This is a genomic window from Cryobacterium sp. PH31-O1, from assembly GCF_030063455.1.
Taxonomy (GTDB): domain Bacteria; phylum Actinomycetota; class Actinomycetes; order Actinomycetales; family Microbacteriaceae; genus Cryobacterium.
Genome location: NZ_JASITB010000001.1, coordinates 1 through 24,792, shown reverse-complemented (window position 1 = coordinate 24,792; position 24,792 = coordinate 1). Strand labels below are relative to the sequence as shown.

Here is a 24,792-nt window from a genome sequence, read left to right as displayed (position 1 = left end):
GATGCCGGGAGTCCGGGATGCGCTGATTATCGAAGGTAGCGCCCGCCGAGAAGGCCTGTATATTCCGAAGTGTCGTCTTCGCGACGAGATACCTCGGAATAAACAGGCCATGTCGAAGTTGCCAAGCGGATGCGAAGGAAGGCGGCCTGCTGCGCGCCGCGGCCTACGCCGCCGCTGCGCTTGCCACAGCCGGCGCGCGACTTGCCCGCGGCAGGGCCGCGTAGAACTCCTCGTCGTCGAATCCGGTCGGCATGGAGATACCAAATTCGTTTCTCGCGGCATCCGGAATGGTGGCCAACAACATTTGCGCGTCGTACTGGTTCTCGTTGCGCGGAGTATCAACGAAGGGAAAGCCCGCCGTCATGTCGGGGTTGTACTCGGTTCGAAAGCGGCGCAAGCCCTCCGCGTTTTCTCCGGTGAGGGTGGCGTGGGCATCCGCTGCTGCGAAGTTGGCGAAGTAGTCGAAGACCGTCCAGCCCGCGCCGACCGCCGCGTGCAGCGTGCCGCCGGAATAGATGCCCTCAACGCCGGGAAAGAACACGCCGAGGTGCAGGTGCGGGTGTCCGCGGCGGTACTCGACGAGGCCGTCGGGGAGAAAGTCGTAGTGCACCTCGTAACCGGTAGCGAAAACAATGAGGTCGATTTCTTCCGAGGTTCCGTCTTGAAAGTGCACAGTAGAGCCGTCGATGCGCTCAAGATCCGGATGCCGGGTGAGAAGTCCATGGGAGAAGGCGTGCAACACAGTGTTGCTCACGATCGGGTGGGTTTCACCAACGGGACCCTCGGGTACCGGCAGCCCGTAGATCGAGAGGTCGCCAACGGTCGAGAGCACGACGTCCATAAAGTCAGCGGGTTCGAGGCCTTCCATCCAGGGCCGCGGTGTGATCTGTGCCCGACCGTCGAAGAGGTCGGGCAGGGCAACGCCGAAGATCTGCTTGGGAAAGAAGTAGTACGGGCGCCGGGTAGACAAGAAGGCGGCCTCCGCGTGAAAAGCCGCGTCGGAAGCGATATCCACACCGCTGTTCCCGGCACCGACCACGAGCACCCGCTTGCCCTTAAGCTCTTCGGTTGAGCGGTACTCCTTGGCGTGAATGGCCCGGCCGGTGAATGATTCGAGCCCGAGAACACTGGGCACCAGGGGCTGCCACTGCGCACCGGTCGCCGTGAAAATTCCGCGATACTTGCGGGTTTCGCCGGTGGAGAGCAGCACCTCCCAGTACTGGCCGTCCGCGGTCTGCACGGGCGTGGCCGTGACCACCGACAGGCCAAACTCGCACAGCTGCTCCAGCTGAAACTCGCGAGCAAAATCCTGAATATAGGCGTACAGGTCAGACCAGCGCGGATACATCGGAAGGTCAGTCGACATGGGGTATCCCACGAACCCGCCCGCCACCCGTGAAGAAATCATGCTGCAGGTTTCGTACATGGGCGTACCGGGATTGTCCATGTCCCAGAGCCCGCCGAGGCGGGCGTGGCGCTCGATAATGTCCACCTCGATGCCGTACCGGAGAAAGGCGCGGGCGGCGATAAGGCCGTTTACACCGGCACCGATAATCAAATAGCGGGTAGGAAGTTCGTCAGTCATGAGATTTCTCTTTCTCGTCAAGGTCAAAGGAGGGTGGCTGCTAGGTGAGAATGGTGCCGCCATCAACGGCCAGGGTTTGACCGGTGATGTTTTTGGCCCGTTCGCTCAAGAAGAAGGCGGCGGCTTCGGCCACGTCTTCTGGCTGCTGCGGGCGGCCCATCGGCACGTTCTGGTCCACGATGCCCGCGAAGATCTGCTCGTCGGTCACGCCCTCCAACTCGGGGTTGTGCTCGCGCATGAACGGCACGCTATTGCGCCACATGTCGGTGTAGATAAAACCGGGCATGAGCGCATTCGAGCGGATGCCCTTGCGTCCATACGCACGCGCAACGCTGTGGCTGAGTTCAATGACCGCGGCCTTGGAGGCTCCATAGTGGGCCAGTACGTCGTTACCAGACCGGGCACCGATCGAGGAAATATTGACAATGGATGCCGGTGCTGTCGCAACGCGCACAAACCCCTGGCACATCAAGAAGGTGCCGCGAGTGTTGATAGCGAACACGCGGTCCCACTGCTCGGTCGTGAGATCGTCAAACCCGGTGAAATTGCCGATACCGGCGGCGTTCACCAGCCCGGTCACGGCGCCCTCCTGGCTGGCCCGTTCATACAGTGCGGTGACCTGCTCGGGATCACTCACGTCGCAGACGACGGCCACGATGCGAGCTGTGCCGCCGATCTTTTCAGCAAGAGCGCCGAGCGCCTTCTCCTGAATGTCGGAGACCACCACGACGTCGAAATCTTCGGCCACACGAGCGGCGATCGCCGCCCCCAGTCCGCCTGCTGCTCCGGTGACGATTACGACTGTTGAATTCACTACGACTCCTCTTTGAGTGGTGGAGCGAGACTGGCTCGCCGTTGATCTGCCTTGAGTCTTGGCGACCGGTGCCGCTATGTACATGTCGCAAAACGTGCGCACACGAACGAACTTCTTATCGGGTGCCCCACGCCTGCCACCTACACTGTGAACACCTGCAGAGAAGGAGGTGGCGCGCGTGAACGAAGACGTTTCGGGCTTGGACATTAACCTGAGATCGCTCAGCGCGTTCGTGAGCGTGATGGAGGAAGGCCATTTTGGCCGAACCGCCGCGAAACTCTTTGTGACGGCGCCCGCCCTCAGCCAGCAAATTCGCCGCCTGGAACAATCGCTGGGTTTTCGCCTGATCAATCGTGATTCACACCCGCTCACGCTGACACCGGCCGGGGTAGCCTTTATGCCACACGCCCGCCGTTTGCTTGACTCAGCGCAGGATGCTGCGGTAGATCTGGCCCGGTTTGCGCGCAGTCGTGATCACACCCTGCGCGTGGGGTTCATTGCCGGCGGCACCCAGCACGCCACCGCCCTGTTGCGGCGGTTGGACACTCGGATCGAGCTCAAACAGCTGAGCTGGCCCGAACAATTGACCGCCGTGGCCAGCGGATTGGTTGACGCATCCTTCGTCATACCCCCCATCCCCATGGTGGACGGCCTCACCCTGGAGCCCATCGGAACCGAGCCGCGCGTGGTAGCCGTGCACCGCGAGCATGCGCTGGTAGGCCGGGTCAGCGTCTCGATCAATGACCTCGACGACGACGAGCACGTGGGTGCCGATCACATGACCGAAGACTGGATGAACTGGTGGGCGGTCGACCCGCGGCCCAGCGGCCGGCCAGTGCGGTACGGGCCCATTATTCACACCATGGACGAAGAATTGCAGCTGGTGGCTACCGGCCGCGCCATCGCCATTACGACCACCTCGATTGCGTCCTACTATGCCGGCGCCGACGTGGAGTTCATTCCCATTCATGACATTGAGCCGTGCACCATCAAGCTGTGCACGCGCACCGGCGACGATCACCCGGGGGTGCGCGAATTGCGTCGGGCGAGTTCGGCGCTGCTGCTGTAGAGCCGGAAAAGGATTTTGCGTGGCTTGGTTGTCCCGCCGAAGTCAGGGCGGGCGCGCAGCCGGCGCTTGGCGGCGGCGGTGCGCAGGGGGGTATCCCTCATTCGGTGTTTCTGGCCCAGCACGCAGGACCTGGGTCTTTGCCGGCCTTGCGCAAGGCCTGGCCACATTCTCGATTTCCATGCGCGTGTATTTCGGATTCTGGAAGCTCACCGGCGTCCCCCCAAGCTGCTCCAGCAGTCCGCTCTCGTTGAAGACCTGATCGCGACGGCCCGCCGCATCGCCTTACGGAACGCTGGCTCCATACTCCACCACCGCGCCACTCGTGCTGGAGGAGATCGGCAGTCTGGCACCATTTAGGACGCATCCATTGCGCTGGACGTGGGTCTGGCGGGAAAGGTGCCGTGATGACGACACTTGATGCTGTGACGAAGAAGACGAAAAATGAGCCCACTCGTGAGGCGGTGGCGGCGAAGGAATGGGTGCGCCTGGCTAAGGAGCAGGGCCTGACCTTGGATGGCCCGAATGGGCTGTTGGGCCAGTTCACGAAAACGTTCCTGGAGACGGCGCTGAACGAGGAATTGACCGGGCATCTCGGCCATGAGAAGAACCGTGCCCCCCGATGAGCGTGACGACTCGAACGTGCGCAACGGGGCCCGGCCCAAAACGGTGATCAGTCCGTCGGCGGGGCCGGTGACCATTCAGGTGCCTCGTGACCGGGATGGCACTTTCACTCCGGTGATCGTGCCGAAACGACAGCGACAAAATCGCGCGCGGCGACGACGCGTCGTTCCCTCGCTGCCCACATAGGACCGGCGGGAGCCCCATGGAGTTGTGCGGGACCGCGGCATATAATCACCTGAGCGATCCAATTACTTAGGAGGTGACGACCTTGTCCATTAAGCAACAGAACGGTTCCATCGATCGAGCGGCCCTGCGCGCGCTCGTAGTGCGCTCAACGCAACGAACCATGGCAATCGAAGGTCGTGCAACCCGCAGTGTGCCTGTCCCCGTGGTGCGCGCGGAGCACCGTTCGACGCTCATCGCGTCGATCAAGGCCCGCCGCAGCGCCTAAAGTGGCGGCGCCCTCACCCTATTCCGGGACTCCCGTCAACCCTGACGACCTCGTCGCCTTCGTGCGCGGAGTCTCGTTCGCCACCATGGACGAGGTCTTTAAGGCGGAGACGGTCGCGATCGCCGCGGCGTCCGAGGACCTCCTGCTAGCGATCGCAAATAACGAGATCGGGCATGCGGACCTCACCCGGCCAGGGACTCTGGAAGACATCCACGCAGCATGCTTCGGCTCGATCTGGCAATGAGCCGGAATTCTGAGACAACGCGAACTCAGCATCGGGGTGGAGCCAGCGTCGCTTCGGCAACGACTTCCGGAAGAGCTCGGAACCATTGCCTGGCAGATCGAGAACGAGACGGCATCGCCCGAGTGGATTGCGATGAACGCGCACCACCGTCTCGTGTACCTGCATCCGTTCACGGACGGCAACGGACGCGTCACCCGTCTATTCTCCGACGCGTTGTTGTTCGCACTCACCGATGGCACACGTATTCGACTGGATCCAGGACGTCCCCACCTATCTCGAAGGGCTGCGCGCTGCCGACTTGAGCATGAGCCCCCAAGCGCTCCTGGCCGTGATTGGCGTCCGCGAGGTCTAGGCACGCGACGACAGCGTGCTCGGGCCGGAACTATCGCCGTTCCTGTCCGCCCACCCCGACTGCGGAGCCCTGCGCGATCCAGTGCGAGGGCCGCAGACCTGGCCGTTGAATGAACCGCAATGCTATGCCCGTCGACCTCAGAGCGGGTGCCGGTAGTACCGTTGCGGATCGTCCAGGAACAATCGCCAATTGCGAACCTGGTCGAGGTTGTCCCAAGCGCAGGGACGGTACCCCCACGGTTCGACCTCGTAGATCTGCGCACCTGGGATCGAAGCAAGGATCGGTGAATGAGTGGACAGAATCACGTGAGACCCGCCGGCTGCAAGGATGTCCCGGAGATCGCACAGCAGGGCGAGTGATCCCGTGAATGACAGCGCTGATTCCGGCTCGTCGAGAATCCACAAGCCCGGATACCGAGACTGGGCAGCCACGAGGTCCAGAAACGATTCACCGTGCGAGCGCTCATGAAACACTGGATCGTTGACGCCGGGATTGTCCTCGAGATAGGTGAAGAACCCGTGCATCGTCTCCACCTACCACGGCAACGGCAACAAACGCGGCCGACCCCGGAAGGTCCCGCAGCCCCCAGTTGAAACACCTGAAGTATAAACTGTCAGGCATGTCCTGACCACGAAGTGTCAGGGAAGTCCCCGGGCCTTACACCCTCCATAGTGGCTGGTGGCCCTGTTTTCAATCGGCGATACTGGCCCTATTTTCGGTCGGCGTTAACACTTCGCGGTAAACAGCCCAAACTGTCGGTGGCGCAACAGAAACACTTGATCGAAGTCCACACCGCCGGCCTTCACTCCAGCGCGGACCTGGCGGAACTCTTCAACGTCGCGAGGTCGACCGTTTACCGCACTATTCAACGTCAATTCGAATCGGGCCATTGATCGGGGCCCTCAACAGTTGTCTCGTTGCCGGATTGGCTGGTCCGGCAATGAGAACCCTGTGCGAGAGAGAAATTGTACATTTGAAGACCTCTTGTACATTTGGGGAGTGGAATGTACGCTTGAAACATGTCAACCACGGTCCCCGTCAGCGTCTCTGATGCACGCGACCAGCTCGCATCAATCATCGACCGCGCTCGCACCGAGCACGAGCCGGTCTTCTTGTCTCGCCGCGGGCGGCGAGTCGCGGCTGTTATCGACGTCGACGATTTGGAGCGTCTCATTGAATTGGCCGAAGACATGGCCGATATTCGTGCCGCTGAGGAATCCCGTGAAGAGATGCGTCGCACGAAAAGCGAACCGACTCCTTGGGAACAGGTGAAAGCGGACCTCGGCCTCGTATGACTTACTCGGTGAAGATCGCACCAGCCGCTGAACGGCAACTGCGCAAGTTCGATCCGCAGGTTCGACGTCGAGTTCAAGCAGCGATCGACCTCCTGGCAGACGCTCCGCGGCCACCCAAGGCGATCCAACTCGTTGGAGGCTCTGGCGAATGGCGGGTCCGAACGGGTGACTACCGCATCATTTACGAGATTCACGACGACCTGTTGATCGTGCTCATCCTCCGCCTTGGACATCGACGCGAGATATACGAATCCCGATAAGTGATCCCGCAACAGTAACCCCCGGTGAACGGTTGTTAGATCTTCGCCGTGTCGGTCGCCTGCTCACTCACCCTGGCGAAACTGCGGCAATACAACGGCGATGTCGTAAACCTCGATCTCGAGCAGACGTACCAACTCGTCACCCGTCGTCAGCCAGGAGTCTTTGTTCTCCTGGGTATCCCAGCCGTCGAACGGGTCGAAATGCTGCTGCCAGAAACGGGACCACTCGTTGAGGCGTTGACCTATCTGCAGTGAGATTCCGTAGTCATCTGGCTCCATCACGTACTTGTCAGTGAAGCTCTCCCACAATGCGTAGTTGTGCCCCCAGTCCACAAAGAACCGAATGCGGTGCAGTTCACCATTGCGCTCTTTCCGAGCATGTTCGATCGCGCGCTCGTCTGTGACGCCGGGCGGCACAAGTACTTCCAGCTGCGTCATGGGGTCGACAACGCGGCGGTCCTCGCTGGCGCTCTGATTCGGAGATGGCCTCTCTGTCATCTCCTCAGGCTAAGTCGACCAAATGGACAAGAGCAAACCGTCCGCAGATGTCTCCGACGCACGTGGGCCACCGGATAGTCGTGGTTCCGCAATATCAAGGTGCCCGTTAGACGGAACTTCAACGGGCACTCCCCCGCCGTTACTGCGATCGAGCCCGCTGGTGATCGGCACAACACCGTTTAGGTGTCCCGAGAAACTGCCCGATGACCGGGCGTTATACGCACGAGCTCGAGGGCGTTGTTTCGCTATCCTGATGTCTCCTCTCTCATAGGTGGCGAGTGAGTTGCGAGACACCCGAAGCCACCGGCTAACGCCGCCAATGAACTCACCGACCACATGTCCAAAGAAGCTCGCAGTGAACGCGGAAAGCACCTCAGTAAAGGTTCCTCCGACGCGAAATATCACGACAGATCAACTGGCCAATCGTTCCAGTGAATGGCTGTAATTCCACACCATTACCTGAAACGTAACCCCAGCGTCCAGCTTGGCTCCACATATGCCTGCGAATGCATGGTTTGGTGTAAAGAGAATTGTCATCAGCAATGTCCACCAATGGCTGAACTCTTAGACCGATTTTCGCTGTCTCAAAATTTATGTCCCCTGAAATGCCGACTGCAATATCGTCCAGAATCGGAATACGTTTATTCTGAATAGAAATTATCAGAATTAATGGCTACAACGCAGATTCAATCACTAGTACTAGTGGTCTTCTTCCGAATATTAAAACGAATCTGATCGTGGGCACTCCCTCCGATTGGGTGGAGAATGAAGCATATGCGTAATAAGAGCAAGGCACTTTTCAGCACTTTAGCTGGAGCAATAGCGATCGCACTTTTCGTTCCTACGGCAGCACAGGCCGCGCCCCAAACAGCACCAGCCCAATTCGTAGCCGAAGCAAGCGAAGTAGACATCCTGGCGAGCAGCCTGGAAACACTGTTCACAGATGTCATCACATACGACACCGACGGCATCAGCACATACGATGTCGCCGCAGCAACAGAACTACTGGGCGCTAGACAAGCGCTTGCTATCGAAACGCAGCTTGAACAGGCCCGCGCATCCGCGTCGAGCAACACTGAGTCAAACGTGACCGCCAAATCATCAACGAACTTCGTTGACTGCATGGTTCAGGGCAGTGTTCTGGGCCTCATCGGCGGTCTGGTCATCGGAACCCTCGCGGAATTGGTTCGCCAGAAGCTGTGGATTGAACTCGCAGAAGCGGTGTTGCCTAAACTCGTACGCGCTGGAATAGGCGGTGGCGTTATCGGTATCGCAGGCGGCCTCGCGGTTGCGGCAGTGCAGTGCTCGGTTTTCGAATAACTCAGTGAAGCAAAGTTGAGGGTGGTATGAGTTCATACTGCCGCCCTCAACTTGTATGACCGTACTTTTTCAATCCACGAAGTAGCTTTTTCATCTCCGATTGGCCAAGTTCAGTAGCGCGCACGAGGGTCTCCGGATAGCGGCCACGCCGCGTCTTGCGGACCATGACATAGCCGTGATCTTCGAGCGTTCGAATGGTTTTCGAGATATCACTCACGCTGAGGCCCGTAAACTCGCCGATCGATCCGTAATTCGACGACTCGACCTGGCACAGGAACCCCAACACTTTAAATCGCTGTAATGGATACAAGACTTTGTTGATAGGTTCCTCGCTCATTTACGGCGATTCCAGAATAGGATTACGAGATAAATCAGGTAAACCAGCACCCCTACAAGCGGTGCGAGATACGCAACGGCGCCATCTACGTACGGAGCACCTTTCCAAATATAAAAGGTGATGACCAGCAGGAGTACGGCTACAGAAATTGATGCAAAATAACTGATTCGACCGAGGGCTGGCTCATTTGGCCGGCCGAACCGAGTCGCACGAACCGCGGTGGCCATCAGTCCGCCAATGAAGGCAACGACAGGACCGATGATGAAACCGAAACCTGCAACAAGTCCTCCCAGATAGGCAAGAACACACGCTCCGACAATCAGCAGCACGTCGTGACTCGTGAAATGGCGGGCAGGGCGATCCGGCAGATCCTTCAGGCTCGGACGGGTGTCATCTGAATCCAACGTGTGCTCCAGTTCTTAGTCGGGCCAGCGAATTTTCTGATACTTGGAGCTTATGCAAGTAGACTAATAAATGCAACCACAAGTGACGTCGCCTCTCACATCAGCGTGTAGATAGCAGCGTTCGTTGCCTGTATACGCCGGTATTGGTCGTGTGCCATCTACAGAAGTTCCCCTCATACTCGGCAGAAGATGACTCCATTAATTGGTAGCGACCATCCAAACAAAGGTTCCCTTGATAATACGAAGGGTTATTGGCCATTCACCTGATATTTCGTCTCATCAACTGTCGTTGGCGACTGCGAATCGACTACGGGTGGCTGCCGTGGTGGCGGGCAGGGACTACGAGCGTGGAACGGGTCTAGGCTTTTTGTCCCAGTCGCCATGGCTTCAGTCGCCTCACTGTCGAGGCTGAACTAGTCCGATCTCGCAGCAGTCACCTTCGCGCGTGTCCCATCAATGTGTCGCACTCCATGTTTCTCACGCTCCCACGCGAACGACCTTTGATGAGATCGGGATCCCGCTCGTTACACCGCATCATAAGAACATCTTGATCAGCACGGACTGCGCGAAGACGAACCAGCACGTTTGGCGAGGCGAACCACCCCGGCGCCAGCCTTCGTCGAGACGTAGGCTCCGTGGCCCGCGCCACGGCCCGTCATGCTCTGATCAGGGACGCGGGAACACTGCCATGTCTACTCCGCTTTCGGATCCGCCCACTGCACTCCCCCGAATGAATCAGTGGGAAAAATCCAGGTAGTAAGTTGGGCCATCATTCACACCGGGCTGAGCCGTTTGTTCAGACCGAGTGGCGTGAAGTTTACGACGCGGGTGCCGTGGCGAGGATAGGAACGCTCGTGCTGGCGGAGTCAAGCCCGTGTTTACGAAGCGCCGAACCAGCAGCTCACACCAAAGCATCCCGAAGTGAACACCGACTGATCGAAGTCACACTAGATGGATCGAGCGGCGCCGAGCACGATCGGCTCTCACTAACCTAAAAAGTCGCTTGGTATCGGATAAACGGTGGATAAACGTGCGTGCATCAAGTCTCGGGTTATCGCAAGGACATTAAAGTCCAGATGAACGAGATATCCAGACCGAATATCAGTGGTGTGAACCCACGACCCGCCAACCTTTGACCACCACAAGAGCACCCAACACCATGAAGGCACCCCAGGTTTCCGGGAATCGAAGCGGACTCCTAGATGGGGTTTGAACAATAAACAACCAATAAACATGACCCAAATGAAGCCTCGCGGTGCCACCCCGACTAAAACACCTGATCATCCGTCATTTCCAAGAGCCCATTGGCACGTGAACCCACGACGACTTCGAAGAATATAGAATTCTAAGAGAACACCACTGCGGCAAAACCCTGATCAGATCCAATTTACAGTAGGGCGGCCGGGACTTGAACCCGGGACCGACGGATTATGAGTCCGCTGCTCTAACCAGCTGAGCTACCGCCCCAAAAAGCACGACCAAACGGTCGAACCCACAGATATGTGACTACTCCGGCGTCTGCGACGAGGCACCGTTGGTGACCAGATCGCTCACCGGCTCCCCACGATACAGGCATTCGAACGTGTTCAGAGTGCGCTTAATGTCGTGTGCGGAGATGAGCTTGAGCGACTCCCGCTTGAGAGACTCCAGCTGTTCAGGCGGGGCCGTTAGCACCACGGTCAGTTTGTCCGCCAGATCTTGGGCGTCACTCGGCTTGAACAGGTAGCCGTTCGCCTGGTCGTGCACGAGGTGCGGCAGCGCCATAGCGTCGGCCGCAACAATGGGAAGTCCTGAGGCCATGGCCTCCATGGTGGCGATGCTCTGCAACTCGGCGATCGACGGCATGGCAAACACTGTGGCCCGCGAATAGGCCGCGCGAAGCTCGTCATCCGTCACGTAACCGGTGAACGTCACTCGTGAGCGGATGCCGAGGGTGTCAGCCAGGTGCTCAAGGTTGCGTTTCTGATCGCCCCCGCCCACAATCTCAACCTGCACGTCGAGGTCAGTCGACAGCAGTGCCGCTGCCTGCAGCAAGACATCGATCTGCTTTTCACCAGTAACTCGACCGACGAACAAAATGCGGTTCTCGATGCGCGGCTCAAAGTTGGGAGCGTAGTTGTCGGCGTCGATGCCGCAGGAGATGGCGTGCACCCCGGTCAGGCCCGTGTACTTTTCCAGGAACTGGGCGGCGCGACGGGTCGGGGTCGTGACGGCGGCAGCGCGGCCGAAGGTGCGCCGGGCAGCCCTCCAGGCGGCCTTGATCACCCGGTCCTGAAAACCGACCGGAACGAGGGAGAACTTCACCATGTTCTCTGGCATGAAATGATTCGTGCCGACCAGACGGATATTGCGCTTGGCCGCCTCGATGGACACCCCCCGCCCAACGTTGATGTGCGACTGAAAATGCACAACATCGGGGTGGAAAGAGTCGAGAATGCGCCGACTTTCACCGCGAACTAGCCACGGCAAAGCAAAACGCAGCCAGTCGTGCGGATACCAGCGCCAGCTGTGCAGGCGGTGCACCACCATCGGCTGGCCCTCGTGCATCTCGGTCCAACTGCCGTGCTTGCGCGAAGCGGCCGGGGCCATGATCTGAACCTCGTGGCCTCTGGCCACCAGGCCGCCGGCGAGCCGCTCGGCGAATCGGGCCGCGCCGTTCACATCGGGGGCAAACGTGTCGGCGGCGATAAGAACGCGAATGCGCGGCTTCGCGCTCGCAGCGCTCTCGGGCGCTTCGCCCGGGTTCGGGCTGCTCAGCAAGTCGGTCGAATCTGACAAGTGGAGTGGTCCCTACGTTGTTGGGCCGGGGATCATCGTCCGGCAGGAAATCTCGGGTGCGGTTGGCGAAATTGACGCTGCACACTCGAACACTATTCTAAACCGTGCCGTCTTCACTGTGTCCCGCACCGTGGGAGCGCAAAATTCTTTACTAGTCAACGATCGAGTTGGGGGTGGTACCGCGCAAGCAGGAACACGCCCCAGATAGCAATCGCTCCGGCAAGGACGAACGCCACCGCCGCTGCCGGCGGCGCCTGGCTGGCTTCGCCGAGTACGACGATTCCAATTCCGACCGCGACCAGCGGGTCGACGACGGTGAGCCCTGCAATGACGAGATCGGGTGGCCCTGACGCGTAGGCATTCTGAACGAAGTACGCCCCCAGGGCCGCCGCGAGCAACAGCCCGAGCACGCAAGTGAGGGTGAGCCACTCAAAATTACCATTCTGGGTGCGATTGATGACGACCTTGGCGAGGGTCGCCACGAACCCGTACAGCACTCCGGCGCCGAGAATGTAGAAAATTGCCTGCGACCGGCGCCGCAGAAATCCGAAGGCAAGTGCAAACGCCAGCAGCACCAACGCAAGAACGATGAGAATGGTCACCAGATTTTTGTCGGTGACCGGCTTGTCAACGGCGGTGAAAGCGGCCACCGTCACGAACAGGCCGACACCACCCACGCACATTGAGATGGCGATAATGCTGGCCCGATTGAGTTTGACCTTGCTGACGCGGGCATTCAGAACGGCGGTGATGACCAGCGCGACCGCCCCGAGCGGCTGCACGACAATGAGGGGGGCAAATGCGAGGCTCGTCAGTTGGAACACGATGGCGAGGCCGAGCATGAGCGAACCGAACACCCAACTGGGCCGCGAGAGCAGCAGAGTGAGCTGGCGCAGGTTGAGTCCACCGGTGACCTCTGCGGTGCGCGCCTCCACCTTGGTGACACCACGATGCTGAAATTGGGCGCCAAGGGAAAGAAAGACGGCGCCGACCAAGGCCAACGGAATTCCGATGGCCTGACGTGGATCAATGGCGATTTCTGTCGCCAGATCGGTTAGGTCAGAGGTCACTTGATGACCTTATCGACAAGCTTGCCGATATTCTGGAGAAATGGCCGTACGCGCGATAGTTATTTCAGGTGACCCCGTTCTCCACTCCCCCGCCGCTCCCGTCGTCGATTTCGACGACGATTTGCGCGAATTGGTGCGAGACATGTTCGAGACGATGGATGCTGCGCCTGGCGTCGGTCTCGCCGCCACCCAGGTGGGAGTCGGGCTGCGCCTCTTCACGTACAGCTACCAGGACGATGACGACGTCTCTTGGCGCGGAGTCGCGATCAACCCGGAACTATGGATCACGCCGGTCTCCGCTGAGCCCGTCGACGATGAAGATGTCGACGAAGACGAAGGGTGCCTGTCGTTTCCGGGCGAGCGTTTTCCGCTGAAACGAGCCCAGTCGGCCATTTTGCGGGCCGTCGACGCCGAGCAGCATCCGTTTGAGATTCGAGCGGATGGCTGGCTCGCCCGCATCTTCCAGCACGAATTCGATCACCTCGACGGCACGCTGTACGTCGATCGCCTCGAGCATGTCTACTCGAAGATGGCCGCCAAGGTCGAGCGCAAGAAGAGTTGGGGCGTCCCCGGCCTGAGTTGGACGCCGGGCGTCGACAACCTCGAGGGCTGAGGCCGTCAGGTCAGGGCGCGCAGGCCAGCGGCGACCAGCGCCGCCACGATCACCACGACGATGAACGGCGTTTTAATCGCGAACAGGCCGGCCGCCACGATAACGGCCGGAATGCGGGCATCCAGAGCAAGCGCCTGCCCACTGCCGAGCGTCTGCACCGCGATCAGCGCCGCCAGCAGGGCCACGGTCAGCAGGTCGGCAATGCGAGACGGCGTGGGTTTCGCCAGCAGCGCGGGCGGCACGAGGTAGCCGGCCAGTTTGAGCGCGAGCACGGCGATCGACGCCGCAATTATGATCTGCCACAGAGTCACGAGCGCCGGCCTCTTCGAGCGGATGCCGAACCCGGCAGCGCCGGCCCGCCCAGCCAATTAAACAGGCCGACCACCACCGCCACGAGCGCTGCGACCAGCACGGGCAGTCCCGGCATGAGCACCGGCGTGAGCGTGGCGGCGACCACCGTGGCCGCCACGGCCACCGCAACGGCCTGCATCCGCTTGAGGCGAGGCCAGAGCAGACCCACGAAGGCCGCGGCGGCGGCAGCGTCGAGCCCGTAGGCTCTGGTATCACCGAGCGCGTCGCCGATCAGTGCGCCGAGCAGGGTGGTCGCGTTCCAGCCGATGAAGACGGCCAGCCCGGTGATCCAGAATCCGACCCGGCGGCTGCGTGCGGTCGGCTGGGCGAGAGCGACAGCGGTGGATTCATCGATGGTGATCCACCCGGCGGCGAGCCGCTTCCAGAGCCCGCTGCCGACGATCGGGGCGGTGCGCATGCCGTAGATGCCATTCCGCACGCCGAGCAGGGCAGCGCTCGCGATCGCTGCGGGGCCGGCAGCGACCCCACCGGCAGCGAGCACGCCGATGAGGGCAAATTGGGAACCACCAGAGAACATGACGATGCTGATGAAGCTGGTCTGCCAGATGTCGAGCCCCGCTGCGACCGACAGCGCACCGAACGACACACCGTAAGCGGCGGTGGCGAGCCCAACGGCCAGGCCCTCACGAACGGCCAGACGTTGCTGGTGCGTCTCGTCGAGCGGGTGGGAAGCGGGCACGGTGACGGGCGCCGAGGTCACCGGGAGAGGTCGACGCCGTGCACGCCGTTGTGAAAGCGCAGCGACGGGAACACTGCCGACACCGAGAAGCCCAGTCCGGGAACCGTGCCGGCGTTGAACACGCCGCCGAACAGCTGGGCGCGCTCACGCATCTGGGTGATGCCGGGGCCGGCGATACTCTCGCTCAGGGCCTTAAGGTCGTCTTCGATTGTGTACGGGGTGCGGGCGACCTGTTCGCCGGTGTCCTTGCCATCCCGACGTGCGGCGGCACGGATGCCGTCGTCGTCGACGAGCAGCTGCAGGCCGTCCCTGGTCCAGGTGAACGAGACCCGTGCTTCCGTGCCGACGCCGCCGTGCTTGAGCGCGTTCGAGAGCGCGCTTTGCAGGATACGAAAGATGGCGAGCTCGGCACCCGCCTTGAGCGCGAATCGTTCGCCGGACTCGATGAAGCTCACCACGAGGCCGGCATCGCGCATCACGCGGAACAGGTCTCTGGTGGATTGCGGGCCAGGCTGCAGCGCCCCGACGGTTTCACCCTCGCGCACGATGGTCAGCACGCGGCGCATGTCGGCGAGGGCCACCCGGCCGTCGTCAACCAGGGCAGTTGCGGCGCGCACGGCCGTCGAGGGGTCGCTCTCAGCGGTGTAGCGGGCGCCCTCGGCGCGGGTGATGAGCCGGGCGATGGTGAGCACTGCGCCGTCCTGCAGCTCGCGGATGATGGCGAGGCGCCCCTGCTGCTCGGCGAGAGAGAGTTCGAGTTCGATGCGCACGCGCTCGGCGGCGTTTCGATCGAAGATGACCCGGCGCGACCGCAGCTGCGAGATAGTCCAGAGTACGAGGAGCGCGCCAGAGAGTACGCTCAGTGCCGGTACCAGAAGTTGCGAGAAATCCACTGCTGTCCGCCGTCTCTTGTGCCCAAGCCATTCACATTGGGAAGGAACTTTTTCGTCGAAACAAAACGTACCGACAAAAAAGGCCACCCGGGGTGGAGCCCTGAGTGGCCTTTCGCTCCCCGACTTGGACTCGAACCAAGAACCTGCGCATTAACAGTGCGCTGCTCTGCCAATTGAGCTATCGAGGAATGCTGTGAACAGCGTTGCTACTTTACCAAGGTTTCCTGGCAGTCCAAAACCACGACGGGTTTTGATCGACTCCAACTGCCGAATATGTCGCGTCATATGCGGTGCAGCCCTCGCAAAGTGGGCCAGAGCAACACATGAGCAGTCTCGGGCGCGCCAAGCCGGTCGGGCGTGTCGACGTCGGCACGACCGGTCACGCGCTACAGCGGATGTGACCGGTCGCGCCCCGCCTCAACTCCCGGCCGCAGCATCCGTTTCATCACCCACGTCGCCAACGGCAACGCTGTGGGCGTCATCGACGTCAGGGACATTGAGGTCGGGCTGCAGGGCTGCGGCGAGACCCCGCACGTAGGGATGCCAAGGGTCTCGAAACACGTCGTCGATGGTGCCGAGGCCGACCAGCACGCCCTGGTGCATGACGCCGATGCGGTTGGCGACCCGCCGCAGCACGGCCAGATCGTGGCTGATTACGAGTGCCGAGAACGATCTCTCCCGCTGCAGTTCGCTAATCAAGTCGATCACGGCGTCACGCACCAGCACGTCAACGCCCGCTGTAGGCTCGTCAGCGATCAGCAGGGTCGGGCCCAGCACGAGCGCCTGAGCCAGCGCCACACGCTGCCGTTGGCCGCTGGAGAGCTCGTATGGATACTGCCCAAGAACGGCCAGCGGGAGGCGCACCGCATCGATCATGGTGGCCACTCGGGCACCGAGCGCACGACGGTTGTAGCGCGAGTCCCGTTCGAGCACCGGCTCGGCCACGATCTCGGCCACCGTCAGGGTCGACGGCAGTGTGTCTGCGGCATCCTGGGCCAGCACCCCGACGCCGAAGGTGAGCCCTCGCAGCTTGCGCTTGCTGATGCGGCGCAGGCCGTAGCCGAGCACGGTCGCCTCTCCCCCGGTGATCTGGGGACGGATGCCGGTAGCGTCGCTCACGAAGGCGTCACCGGAGAGCACCCGGGCCAGGGTGCTCTTGCCGGAGCCACTCTCGCCGAGCAGCCCCACCACCTCGCCCGGAGCGATACGCAGGGTGAACCCGTGCACCGCGACAAATGCCGGGCTCGCCCCGTGTGGCGGGTATTCGATCGTCAGATCGCTCGTAGTGATCGGGGGAACGGATGCCGCGCCATGCCTCATACCTTCTATCCTGCCGCACGCAGAATGCGAAGTTCATCCCTCCGCAGTGCCTGCGCAGCCGGATCGGGAACCGGGAGCGAGGCGAGCAGCCGCTGGGTGTAAGCATCCTTCGGGGCACCGAGCACCTCGGCACCGGTGCCTTCCTCGACCAGTTTCCCCTTGTAGAGCACGGCGATGCGGTCGGCGAGAATGTCGACGACGGCGAGGTCGTGGCTGATGAAAAGCGCGGCGAACCCGAACTCCCTCTGCAGCTCAGCGAAGAGTTCGAGCACTTTCGCCTGCACCGACACGTCGAGCGCACTGGTCGGCTCGTCCGCTATCAGCAGACTCGGTTCCAGCGCAAGACCACGGGCCAGGCTCGCACGCTGACGTTGACCTCCGCTGAGCTCGTGCGGGTAGCGATCGCCATAGGCGCGGGGCAACTGCACCGCCTCGAGCAGTTCGTTGACCCGTTTGCGTGCCGCACCGGCGTTGGCGGCGCGACCGTGCACGACGAGTGGTTCGGCCACGCACTCAGCGATGGTGAGCAACGGGTTGAAGCTCGACGCCGGGTCCTGGAAGACGAAGCCGATCTCGCTGCGCACCTTCTTGAAGGCGCGCTCCCTGAATCCGTTCATCTCGTGACCGAGCACGGTGAGGGAACCGTCGGTGACCCGGGTGAGTCCGGCCATGGCGCGACCGATGGTGGTCTTGCCGGATCCGCTCTCACCCACGAGGCCGAGCACCTCGCCGGACCGGATCACGAAGCTCACGCCATCGACGGCGGTGAAACCGGGTTTACCCAGCCGTCCCGGGTACTGGATCTTTAGGTTGTCGGCGACGACGACCGGCGTTTCTTCTGCCCAGCCGGGTTCGCGGGCAAGTGCCCGAGCGGTAGCACGGGTGGTCCCCTGTCCAACGTGAGGTACCGAGCCGAGCAGTCGCTTGGTGTAGTCGTGCTGCGGGTTCGAGAACAGGGCCTGCGCTGTTGCCTCTTCGACGACCTTGCCCTCGTACATGACGGCAACACGATCGGCCAGGTCAGCGACGACCCCCATGTTGTGGGTGATGAGCACGATGGCGGTGCCGAATTCGTCGCGGCAGCGGCGCAGCAGGTCGAGGATCTCGGCCTGCACGGTCACGTCGAGGGCGGTGGTCGGTTCGTCGGCCACGATGAGCCCGGGGTCGAGCACGAGGGCCATGGCAATGACGACGCGCTGCTTTTGACCGCCGGAGAACTGATGCGGGTAGTAGTCGACTCGGCTCTGGGGGTCGGGGATTCCGACCCGGCCGAGAATCTCAATGGCTTTGGCGCGCGCCTCCTTGCGGCTGAATTCACCGTGGGCGCGGATGCCCTCGGCGATCTGCCAGCCGACCGTGAAGACGGGGTTGAGAGCCGTGGACGGCTCCTGAAAGACCATGGAGACATCCGTTCCCCGCAGTTGACGAAGCTTCTGCTTGCTGACGGCGAGAACGTCGTTCGAGTTGGCGCCATCTTTGCTGCTAAGAATGACGGCGCCGTGGGCGGTGGCTGTCTCCGGGAGCAGACCGAGGATGGTGCGTGCGGTCACCGTTTTTCCGCTTCCGCTCTCGCCCACAATGGCGAGCACCTCGCCAGGTGCGACGTGCAGGCTCACACCATCCACGGCTTTGACAGCGCCGCCGTCGGTGGCGAAGGTCACATTGAGGTTCTCGATACGTACGACATCGGGCAGGGAATCAGCGCTCATTATTTGGCCTCGAAAGGGTCATCGTTCGGGTGGACGTCGGGCAACGGCGGACTCGTTTCGAGCCCATCCACGCCGCCGGGACCAGCGGTGAGCGTGCCACCGGCAACCACACTGGTGGCGGCGACGACACCGGCGTTTTTGCCGGGCGCGCGACGACTGCGCAGGCGAGGGTCGGCGAGGTCGTTGAGGCTTTCGCCGACCAGAGTGATGCCGAGTACCACCAGCACGATGGCCAGGCCGGGGAACAGGCTGCTCCACCATATTCCACTTGTCACGTCGGAGAGTGACTTGTTGAGGTCGTAGCCCCATTCGGCTGCCGACGACGGTTCGATGCCGAAACCGATGAAACCGAGGCCCGCGAGGGTCAGCAGCGCTTCGGAGGCGTTAAGCGTGAAGATGAGCGGGAGCGTGCGGGTGGCGTTGCGCAGTACGTGCCGAAACATAATTCGTCCGCTGCTGGCACCGAGCACTCGAGCCGATTCCACGTATGCTTCGGCCTTGATGCGCACTGTCTCTGCCCGGATCACACGGAAATACTGCGGAATGAACACCACGGTGATCGAAATCGCCGCGGCAAGGATGCCGCCGATGAGGTCGGAGCGACCGCCGGAGATGACGATGCCCATGACGATGGCGAGCAGCAAGGCCGGGAAGGCGTAAACGGCGTCGCACACGACGACGAGCACCCGGTCGAGCCAGCCGCCGAAGTATCCCGAGACGAGGCCGAGCGCAACACCGGCAAAGATTGACAGCACGACGGCCACGACCATAACGGCGATCGCGGTTTGCGAGCCCCAGATCACCCGGGAGAGCACATCGTAGCCGCCGACGGTGGTGCCAAGCAGATGATTGCCGCCTGGCTCCAGTTGGGCCCCAAAAGTACCGTTCTCATCGCGCAGTTGGCTGAAGCCGTACGGCGCGAGCAGTGGTGCGAAGATTGCGGTCAGAATGAAGATGCCGGTGATGATGAGACCGGCTACGAGCATGCCTCGTTGCAGCCCGACGCTTTGACGCACCTGGTGCACGATGGGAAGCCGTGTCCACAGCGGAGCCTTGGGTGAGTGCGTGGTGTCAGAAGTGAGCGTTGCCATGGTTAGTACCGCACTCTCGGGTCGATGAGCGCGGCGATGATGTCGACGATAAAGTTCGATAGCGCAACGATAACGGCCAGAAGGGCCACAATGCCCTGCACGGCAACGAAGTCGCGGGCCTTGATGAATTCAATGAGCACAAACCCCAAACCCTTCCATTCGAAGGTGGTTTCGGTGAGGACAGCGCCACCAAGCAGCAAGGCCACCTGCAAGCCGATAACGGTAATGATGGGAATGAGCGCGGGACGGTAGGCGTGCGTGCGCACCAGACGAAATTCGTTGACTCCCCGCGACCGGGCGGCATTGACATAGTCCGTGCCAAGCGTTCCAATGACGTTGGTGCGCACCAGACGAAGGAACACGCCGGCGGTCAATAGTCCAAGGGCGAGAGCGGGCAGCACCGCATGCATGAGCACATCGCTCAGGACCATCGGATCGCCGGTTTTTATCGCGTCGATGAAATAGATGCCGGTCTTGTCTGGTAGTAGCTGCATCTGCAGTTCGGAGCCGATACTCGCTCTCCCAGAGGGCGGCAATATTTTGAACCAGACAGCGAAAACCAGCTTGAGCAGCAGTCCAGCGAAAAAGACGGGGGTGGCGTAGCAGAGGATGGCGAAGACGCGCAGAAAAGCGTCCGGTGCCTTGTCGCGCCAGTAGGCAGCAATCATGCCGAGCGGAATACCAACGATAAAAGCGACGATCAGGGAGTAGAACACGAGCTCCGCCGTTGCTGACCCATAGGTGAAGAGCACTTCAGAGACCGGACGGTTGGTGCTGATAGTCGTTCCGAAGTTGCCGGTGAACACCTGCCCCAGATATTCGACGTACTGAATGAAAATCGGGCGGTCGTAGCCGGCATTGCTGATCAGTTCGGCGAGCTGGTCGGGGCCAAGCTTGCCACCCAACGCGGCAGTGATCGGGTCTCCCGTCGTGCGCATGAGCCAGAACACCATCGAAACCAGAATGAAAATGGTGGGAAAGATGAGGAGGAACCGAATCAGGAGGTAGCGGCTTATTCCGCCGCCCGGGCTGGTCTTCTTCTTCGGGCTACGCCCAGCGGCCGGTACCGGCGGCTTCATGGCCACAGTGGTCATTACTACCTCACAATTGCAAAAGAATCGGGGGTGCCCAGCGATAGCATCGCTGAACACCCCCGGTGATCAAACTAGAGAGAACTCTAGTCGTAGTACCGTCTAGCCTTTGGCCAGCGCGCCGTAACGAAACTTGAATGAGGCGTCGAGCGTGTCTGCGGTACCGGTGATGTCGGTCCCGGTGATGGCTACCTGCGCACCCTGAAGCAGCGGCACGGTCGACAGCTGGGCCGCAACCTTGTCCTGGATTTCTTCAATGAGAGCCGTGCGCTCCTCGGCGTCGTTGGTGACTGCCTGCTTCTGGATCAGGGCGGTGACCTCGGCGTCGTCGAAGTGGTTCTTCAAAAAGTTGCCTTCGGCAAAGAACGGGGCCAGGTAGTTGTCGGCGTCAGAGTAGTCCGGGAACCAGCCGAGCTGATACGCCGGGTACACGTCAGCAACGCGGTCCTTGGAATACTGCACCCACTCTGTGGACTGCAGGCTAACGTCGAACAGGCCCGAGGCATCCAGCTGGCTCTTGATCAGCGCGTACTCGTCGCTGGATCCGGGGCCGTAGTGGTCGGCGTTGTACTGCAGGTTCAGCGCGATCGGCGTGGGAACGCCGGCTGCCGCGAGGTCTGCCGCTGCCTTTTCAATGTCGGGTGCACCGTTGCCATCGCCGTAGAGACCCTTGAGGGATTCGTTGGCTCCGGTGAGTCCTGCAGGTACGTAGGAGTACAGCGGCGTGTATGTGCCCTTGTAGACCTGGTCGGCCAGTTCTTCACGGTCAACGACATCGGCTACGGCCGCACGAACGGCGAGGGCTTTGGCCGGGTCAGCATCAGCGGTCGTTGCGCCATAGGGCTGCGTGTTGAAGTTGAACGTGATGTAGCGAATCTCGCCACCGGGGCCGTCGACAACTTTGACCGCGTCATTGCCGCGTAGGTCGTCGATGTCTGTCGCTGACAAACTGCGGTAGGCAACGTCGATGCCACCTTCCTGAACCTCAAGCTTGAGGTTGGATGCGTCGGTGAAGTATTTGACGTTGATGACGTCGGTCTTCGCAGCCCCGAGCAGACCTTGGTATCCGTCATAGGCCTTGTAGGCCAGAAGGTTGTTGAAGTCGTAGCTGGTAAGTACATACTGGCCCGCAAAAGCTTCAGCCGCGACGATGTCATCGTCGGAGGTGATCTCGGTGGCGGAGAAGGAGTCCTCGTCTACGAGCACGCCGGCCGGACTGGAGAGAATTTGCGGGAAGATCTGGTCATTCCCGGCCTTGAGAGTGAAGACCACGGTGGTGTCGTCGACGGCCTCCGTGCTCTCCAGATTATAAAGCAGCGATGAAGGTCCGAGGTCATCAGCAATAGCGAGCTGACGGTCGAAGCTGAACTTTACGTCCGAGGAGGTCAGGTCGTTGCCGTTGGCCCATTTGAGGTCGGGCTTGAGCACAACGGTGTACTCGGTTGGCGCAGTAAATTCGGCACTGACGGCGATGTCGGGTTCGACGTCCGCGGTGCCGAACTTGCTGTTCAAGAGAAATGGAAAGACCTGCGTCTGCACGGCAAACGATGCGGCATCGTAGGAACCAGCCGGGTCGAGCGCGGTCACCTTGTCGGTGGTCCCTATGGTGATTGGACCGCCAGAGGAGTCGGTGTTGGTTCCCCCTCCGGCGGCACAACCGGAAAGGACCAATGCCGCGAGGGCAATCCCGGTGGTGGCAACGAGAGCGCGTTTGCCGTTAGTGAATGCGGATGTCATATCCGTCGTCCTCTTCCTGTCGAAGTCTCACGATTAGAAGCACCAAAATGGGCGCAACTGATCTTGCTGTTAGGCAAGATTTAGCACAGAGTTCGCCGATAGCCGCGCTCAGCCGCAGCTTCTTTACAGATCTGCAACATTCACAAGCTCATGTGTTGCAGTCCCAGTTTTTCCGCTCAGATGTTGGCGCGGCAGCAGACGGGGCTGCTGCCCGGGTCATTCCTCGCGGAGGGCGCGGCGCTCGGCCTCGACCCGCACGAGTTCTCGCTGAAGGGTGCGATACATTTCGGTGTCGGCGGCATCCGCTCGTTGGAGGCGACCGAGCAACTCGGCCTTGAGCCGAAGCAGGTCCTTGTCGATGAGCACGATCGTTATATCGCGCACATAGCGGGCAACGTCTTTCTCGGTGCGCTCGGGCAGGTTTGCCATGGCGAGTTCCTGCACGAGGTTCTTGAAGGTGTCGGGTACCTCGGCGACCACCCGATCAAGCCAATCTGGAGCTTCGAAGTGCGCCAGGCTGGCGGCGATGGCGTCGCGCACGACCGCGAGAGAGGTATTCGCAAAGGATGTCTGCACCGCGCTGTCGAGAATATCCCGGCCGATCAGCGTTGGCCGCTGCAGCATGGCCATGAGGCCGTCCCGCTCAAGTCGCGTGACCGGGTCGGTCGGCAGCTCGACCAGGGAGAATGGGCGCTCGGGCAACACTTCGACCGCGCCGCCGTGGCGGGGTGCGTTCGGTCCACCGCTCGCCGCGGCCCGCGCGCCGGACTGGGCGTTAGTGACCGCCTTGGCAACGTCGCCCATGTCGACGCCGAGCATGCGCGCCAGTTCACGGGTGTACCCGGGCCGCAGCACAGGGTCGCGAATCTCGCCGACGACCGGTGCCGCGGCCCGCAGCGCCGCCGTTCGGCCCTCTACGGTGTCGAGGTTGTACTGGGAGAGAATTTGTCGAATCATGAACTCGAACATGGGCTTCTTCGAATCGACCAGCCGGCGCACAGCGTCATCGCCGCGCTGCAGCCGCAGATCGCAGGGGTCCAGTCCCTCCGGTCCGACCGCCACATAGGTTTGGGCGGAGAAGCGTTGCTCTTCGCTGAAGGCGCGCATAGCGGCCTTCTGGCCGGCAGCATCCGGGTCGAAGGTGAACACGACTTCGCCAACGCCCGAGTCGTCGCCGAGCACCCGGCGCAGCACCTTGATGTGATCCACGCCGAAGGAGGTACCGCAGGTGGCGACGGCCGTCGTGATGCCGGCCAGGTGGCACGCCATCACGTCGGTGTATCCCTCGACCACAACGACCTGGTGGCTGCGGGAGATGTCGCGTTTGGCGAGGTCGAGCCCGTAGAGCACCTGGGCCTTGTGGTAGACCGGCGATTCGGGGGTGTTCAAATATTTGGGCCCTTTGTCGTCGTCAAGCAGCTTGCGGGCGCCGAAGCCGATGGTCTGGCCGGTGATATCGCGAATTGGCCAGACCAGACGGCCGCGGAACCGGTCGTAGATTCCCCGGTCGCCGCTGGAGACCAGACCGGACAGGGTGAGCTCGTCGGTGGTGAAACCGCGACCGCGCAGGTGGTTGGTGAGTTCGTCCCAACTCTTCGGTGCAAAGCCGACCCCGAAGCGGGTCGCGGCCGCTGCATCGAAGCCACGCTGACCGAGAAAGGCCCGGCCAACTTCGGCGCCGGCGCTGCCGAGCTGGTCGATAAAGAAATCGGACGCTGCCTGGTTGGCGGCGAGCAAGCGCGCGCGATTGCCGTGGTCAGGGGCAGCGCCGGAACCGTCTTCGTAGTGCAGGTCGAGGCCGACCCGTCCGGCGAGGCGTTCGACGGCTTCGCTAAAGCTGACGTGGTCCATCTTTTGCAGAAAAGAGTAGACGTCGCCGCTTTCGCCGCAGCCGAAGCAGTGGTAAAAACCGACCTGCGGGCGCACGTGAAAGCTGGGGCTGCGCTCGTCGTGAAACGGGCAGAGACCCTTCATCGAACCGACGCCAGCAGACTTCAGGGTGACGTAGTCACCGATGATGTCGGCGATGTTGGTGCGGGCCTTGACCTCCTCGATGTCACTTTGTCGAATCAGTCCAGCCATGTTCAAATTCTATCGTTCTCGGGTGACACCCTCGGTTTACGGGGACTGCGGCCGGGGCGGGACCGGCGCCGGGCCCATGTTCGGACCGTGGGCCCAGTTTATAAGCT

The 24,792-nt window shown here is 61.4% G+C and carries 25 protein-coding genes, 2 tRNA genes and 2 pseudogenes; 10 read left to right on the top strand and 19 right to left on the bottom strand.

All coding sequences use genetic code 11. The features are described from left to right. Positions 1–163: 163 nt before the first annotated feature. On the bottom strand, positions 164–1,585 hold the full coding sequence (locus QMK31_RS00140; protein ID WP_283498948.1) for a flavin-containing monooxygenase: 1,422 nt from the start codon (positions 1,583–1,585) through the stop codon (positions 164–166). Between the two features lie 40 nt (positions 1,586–1,625). Further along, positions 1,626–2,399: an SDR family NAD(P)-dependent oxidoreductase gene (locus QMK31_RS00135; RefSeq protein WP_283498947.1), complete on the bottom strand. Its 774-nt coding sequence runs from the start codon at positions 2,397–2,399 to the stop codon at positions 1,626–1,628. Between the two features lie 178 nt (positions 2,400–2,577). On the opposite strand from QMK31_RS00135, the gene QMK31_RS00130 reads away from it, so the two are divergent. The 5 genes and pseudogenes from QMK31_RS00130 to QMK31_RS17260 all read left to right on the top strand — a co-directional run. Next, positions 2,578–3,468 (top strand): LysR family transcriptional regulator, encoded by an 891-nt coding sequence (locus tag QMK31_RS00130; protein WP_283498946.1) that lies wholly within the window; start codon positions 2,578–2,580, stop codon positions 3,466–3,468. A 422-nt stretch (positions 3,469–3,890) separates the two neighbouring features. Further along, a pseudogene (locus tag QMK31_RS17265) lies at positions 3,891–4,230 on the top strand (transposase); the annotation flags it as partial. A 127-nt stretch (positions 4,231–4,357) separates the two neighbouring features. After that, positions 4,358–4,540, top strand: a complete 183-nt coding sequence (locus QMK31_RS00120) for a hypothetical protein (protein ID WP_283498945.1) — start codon at positions 4,358–4,360, stop codon at positions 4,538–4,540. 85 nt (positions 4,541–4,625) lie between these two features. Further along, complete coding sequence (locus QMK31_RS00115) at positions 4,626–4,784, top strand: hypothetical protein (protein ID WP_283498944.1); 159 nt, start codon at positions 4,626–4,628, stop codon at positions 4,782–4,784. Positions 4,785–4,820: 36 nt separating this feature from the next. Further along, positions 4,821–4,991 (top strand): annotated as a pseudogene (locus QMK31_RS17260) (Fic family protein); the annotation flags it as partial. A gap of 282 nt (positions 4,992–5,273) precedes the next feature. Here the strand turns inward: QMK31_RS17260 and QMK31_RS00110 are convergent. Continuing rightward, entirely contained in the window at positions 5,274–5,660 is a 387-nt protein-coding gene (locus tag QMK31_RS00110) for a hypothetical protein (RefSeq protein WP_349361532.1), read from the bottom strand. A 111-nt stretch (positions 5,661–5,771) separates the two neighbouring features. Between QMK31_RS00110 and QMK31_RS17220 the strand changes: the two genes are divergently transcribed. The 3 genes from QMK31_RS17220 to QMK31_RS00095 all read left to right on the top strand — a co-directional run bounded on the left by QMK31_RS17220 (position 5,772) and on the right by QMK31_RS00095 (position 6,691). Continuing rightward, complete coding sequence (locus tag QMK31_RS17220) at positions 5,772–6,029, top strand: helix-turn-helix domain-containing protein (RefSeq protein WP_349361531.1); 258 nt, start codon at positions 5,772–5,774, stop codon at positions 6,027–6,029. A 126-nt stretch (positions 6,030–6,155) separates the two neighbouring features. Next, positions 6,156–6,431 carry a type II toxin-antitoxin system Phd/YefM family antitoxin gene (locus QMK31_RS00100; protein WP_134578614.1) on the top strand — a complete coding sequence of 92 codons (276 nt, stop codon included), beginning with the start codon at positions 6,156–6,158 and terminating at the stop codon, positions 6,429–6,431. A gap of 8 nt (positions 6,432–6,439) precedes the next feature. Further along, on the top strand, positions 6,440–6,691 hold the full coding sequence (locus tag QMK31_RS00095; RefSeq protein ID WP_502852110.1) for a type II toxin-antitoxin system RelE family toxin: 252 nt from the start codon (positions 6,440–6,442) through the stop codon (positions 6,689–6,691). A gap of 63 nt (positions 6,692–6,754) precedes the next feature. On the opposite strand, the gene QMK31_RS00090 is transcribed toward QMK31_RS00095, so the two are convergent. Continuing rightward, entirely contained in the window at positions 6,755–7,189 is a 435-nt protein-coding gene (locus tag QMK31_RS00090; protein WP_283498942.1) for an immunity protein CdiI family protein, read from the bottom strand. 774 nt (positions 7,190–7,963) lie between these two features. On the opposite strand from QMK31_RS00090, the gene QMK31_RS00085 reads away from it, so the two are divergent. Next, positions 7,964–8,509 carry a hypothetical protein gene (locus QMK31_RS00085; RefSeq protein ID WP_283498941.1) on the top strand — a complete coding sequence of 182 codons (546 nt, stop codon included), beginning with the start codon at positions 7,964–7,966 and terminating at the stop codon, positions 8,507–8,509. Between the two features lie 46 nt (positions 8,510–8,555). On the opposite strand, the gene QMK31_RS00080 is transcribed toward QMK31_RS00085, so the two are convergent. The 5 genes from QMK31_RS00080 to QMK31_RS00060 form a co-directional block, all read right to left on the bottom strand. Next, positions 8,556–8,846 carry a transcriptional regulator gene (locus tag QMK31_RS00080; protein ID WP_283498940.1) on the bottom strand — a complete coding sequence of 97 codons (291 nt, stop codon included), beginning with the start codon at positions 8,844–8,846 and terminating at the stop codon, positions 8,556–8,558. Then, positions 8,843–9,250 (bottom strand): hypothetical protein, encoded by a 408-nt coding sequence (locus QMK31_RS00075; protein ID WP_283498939.1) that lies wholly within the window; start codon positions 9,248–9,250, stop codon positions 8,843–8,845. Before QMK31_RS00075 ends, QMK31_RS00080 begins: the two co-directional genes overlap by 4 nt. A gap of 1,393 nt (positions 9,251–10,643) precedes the next feature. Then, positions 10,644–10,717 (bottom strand) — tRNA-Ile (locus QMK31_RS00070). A 39-nt stretch (positions 10,718–10,756) separates the two neighbouring features. Further along, positions 10,757–12,028, bottom strand: a complete 1,272-nt coding sequence (locus QMK31_RS00065; protein WP_502852106.1) for a glycosyltransferase — start codon at positions 12,026–12,028, stop codon at positions 10,757–10,759. Positions 12,029–12,183: 155 nt separating this feature from the next. Then, positions 12,184–13,098 carry a DMT family transporter gene (locus QMK31_RS00060; protein WP_283498938.1) on the bottom strand — a complete coding sequence of 305 codons (915 nt, stop codon included), beginning with the start codon at positions 13,096–13,098 and terminating at the stop codon, positions 12,184–12,186. Between the two features lie 40 nt (positions 13,099–13,138). Between QMK31_RS00060 and def the strand changes: the two genes are divergently transcribed. Then, on the top strand, positions 13,139–13,711 hold the full coding sequence (gene def, locus QMK31_RS00055) for a peptide deformylase (protein WP_283498937.1): 573 nt from the start codon (positions 13,139–13,141) through the stop codon (positions 13,709–13,711). 5 nt (positions 13,712–13,716) lie between these two features. On the opposite strand, the gene QMK31_RS00050 is transcribed toward def, so the two are convergent. The 10 genes from QMK31_RS00050 to dnaG all read right to left on the bottom strand — a co-directional run bounded on the left by QMK31_RS00050 (position 13,717) and on the right by dnaG (position 24,685). Continuing rightward, positions 13,717–14,022: an AzlD domain-containing protein gene (locus QMK31_RS00050; RefSeq protein WP_283498936.1), complete on the bottom strand. Its 306-nt coding sequence runs from the start codon at positions 14,020–14,022 to the stop codon at positions 13,717–13,719. Then, positions 14,019–14,762: an AzlC family ABC transporter permease gene (locus QMK31_RS00045; protein ID WP_283498935.1), complete on the bottom strand. Its 744-nt coding sequence runs from the start codon at positions 14,760–14,762 to the stop codon at positions 14,019–14,021. The genes QMK31_RS00050 and QMK31_RS00045 overlap by 4 nt, the downstream gene beginning before the upstream one ends. 17 nt (positions 14,763–14,779) lie before the next feature. Next, positions 14,780–15,655 carry a sensor histidine kinase gene (locus tag QMK31_RS00040; protein ID WP_283498934.1) on the bottom strand — a complete coding sequence of 292 codons (876 nt, stop codon included), beginning with the start codon at positions 15,653–15,655 and terminating at the stop codon, positions 14,780–14,782. A gap of 115 nt (positions 15,656–15,770) precedes the next feature. After that, positions 15,771–15,843, bottom strand: a tRNA-Asn gene (locus QMK31_RS00035). A 229-nt stretch (positions 15,844–16,072) separates the two neighbouring features. Beyond that, positions 16,073–16,975: an ATP-binding cassette domain-containing protein gene (locus tag QMK31_RS00030; RefSeq protein WP_283498933.1), complete on the bottom strand. Its 903-nt coding sequence runs from the start codon at positions 16,973–16,975 to the stop codon at positions 16,073–16,075. Between the two features lie 5 nt (positions 16,976–16,980). After that, entirely contained in the window at positions 16,981–18,684 is a 1,704-nt protein-coding gene (locus QMK31_RS00025) for a dipeptide ABC transporter ATP-binding protein (RefSeq protein ID WP_283498932.1), read from the bottom strand. After that, positions 18,684–19,775, bottom strand: coding sequence for an ABC transporter permease (locus tag QMK31_RS00020; RefSeq protein ID WP_283498931.1), 1,092 nt, complete (start codon positions 19,773–19,775; stop codon positions 18,684–18,686). Before QMK31_RS00020 ends, QMK31_RS00025 begins: the two co-directional genes overlap by 1 nt. Positions 19,776–19,777: 2 nt before the next feature. Then, on the bottom strand, positions 19,778–20,869 hold the full coding sequence (locus QMK31_RS00015; protein WP_283498930.1) for an ABC transporter permease: 1,092 nt from the start codon (positions 20,867–20,869) through the stop codon (positions 19,778–19,780). 99 nt (positions 20,870–20,968) lie between these two features. Beyond that, positions 20,969–22,603 (bottom strand): ABC transporter substrate-binding protein, encoded by a 1,635-nt coding sequence (locus QMK31_RS00010; RefSeq protein ID WP_283498929.1) that lies wholly within the window; start codon positions 22,601–22,603, stop codon positions 20,969–20,971. A gap of 216 nt (positions 22,604–22,819) precedes the next feature. After that, complete coding sequence (gene dnaG / locus QMK31_RS00005; RefSeq protein ID WP_283498928.1) at positions 22,820–24,685, bottom strand: DNA primase; 1,866 nt, start codon at positions 24,683–24,685, stop codon at positions 22,820–22,822. Positions 24,686–24,792 lie beyond the last annotated feature (107 nt).

Coding starts and splice junctions, on each gene's coding strand:
- QMK31_RS00085 (WP_283498941.1), top strand. CDS start 7,964: ATGCGTAATAAGAGCAAGGCACTTTTCAGCACTTTAGCTGGAGCAATA.
- QMK31_RS00090 (WP_283498942.1), bottom strand. CDS start 7,189: ATGACAGAGAGGCCATCTCCGAATCAGAGCGCCAGCGAGGACCGCCGC.
- dnaG (WP_283498928.1), bottom strand. CDS start 24,685: ATGGCTGGACTGATTCGACAAAGTGACATCGAGGAGGTCAAGGCCCGC.
- QMK31_RS00020 (WP_283498931.1), bottom strand. CDS start 19,775: ATGGCAACGCTCACTTCTGACACCACGCACTCACCCAAGGCTCCGCTG.
- QMK31_RS00025 (WP_283498932.1), bottom strand. CDS start 18,684: ATGAGCGCTGATTCCCTGCCCGATGTCGTACGTATCGAGAACCTCAAT.
- QMK31_RS00110 (WP_349361532.1), bottom strand. CDS start 5,660: ATGCACGGGTTCTTCACCTATCTCGAGGACAATCCCGGCGTCAACGAT.
- QMK31_RS00100 (WP_134578614.1), top strand. CDS start 6,156: ATGTCAACCACGGTCCCCGTCAGCGTCTCTGATGCACGCGACCAGCTC.
- QMK31_RS00010 (WP_283498929.1), bottom strand. CDS start 22,603: ATGACATCCGCATTCACTAACGGCAAACGCGCTCTCGTTGCCACCACC.
- QMK31_RS00015 (WP_283498930.1), bottom strand. CDS start 20,869: ATGACCACTGTGGCCATGAAGCCGCCGGTACCGGCCGCTGGGCGTAGC.
- QMK31_RS00115 (WP_283498944.1), top strand. CDS start 4,626: ATGGACGAGGTCTTTAAGGCGGAGACGGTCGCGATCGCCGCGGCGTCC.
- QMK31_RS00140 (WP_283498948.1), bottom strand. CDS start 1,585: ATGACTGACGAACTTCCTACCCGCTATTTGATTATCGGTGCCGGTGTA.
- QMK31_RS00080 (WP_283498940.1), bottom strand. CDS start 8,846: ATGAGCGAGGAACCTATCAACAAAGTCTTGTATCCATTACAGCGATTT.
- QMK31_RS00030 (WP_283498933.1), bottom strand. CDS start 16,975: ATGAGGCATGGCGCGGCATCCGTTCCCCCGATCACTACGAGCGATCTG.
- def (WP_283498937.1), top strand. CDS start 13,139: ATGGCCGTACGCGCGATAGTTATTTCAGGTGACCCCGTTCTCCACTCC.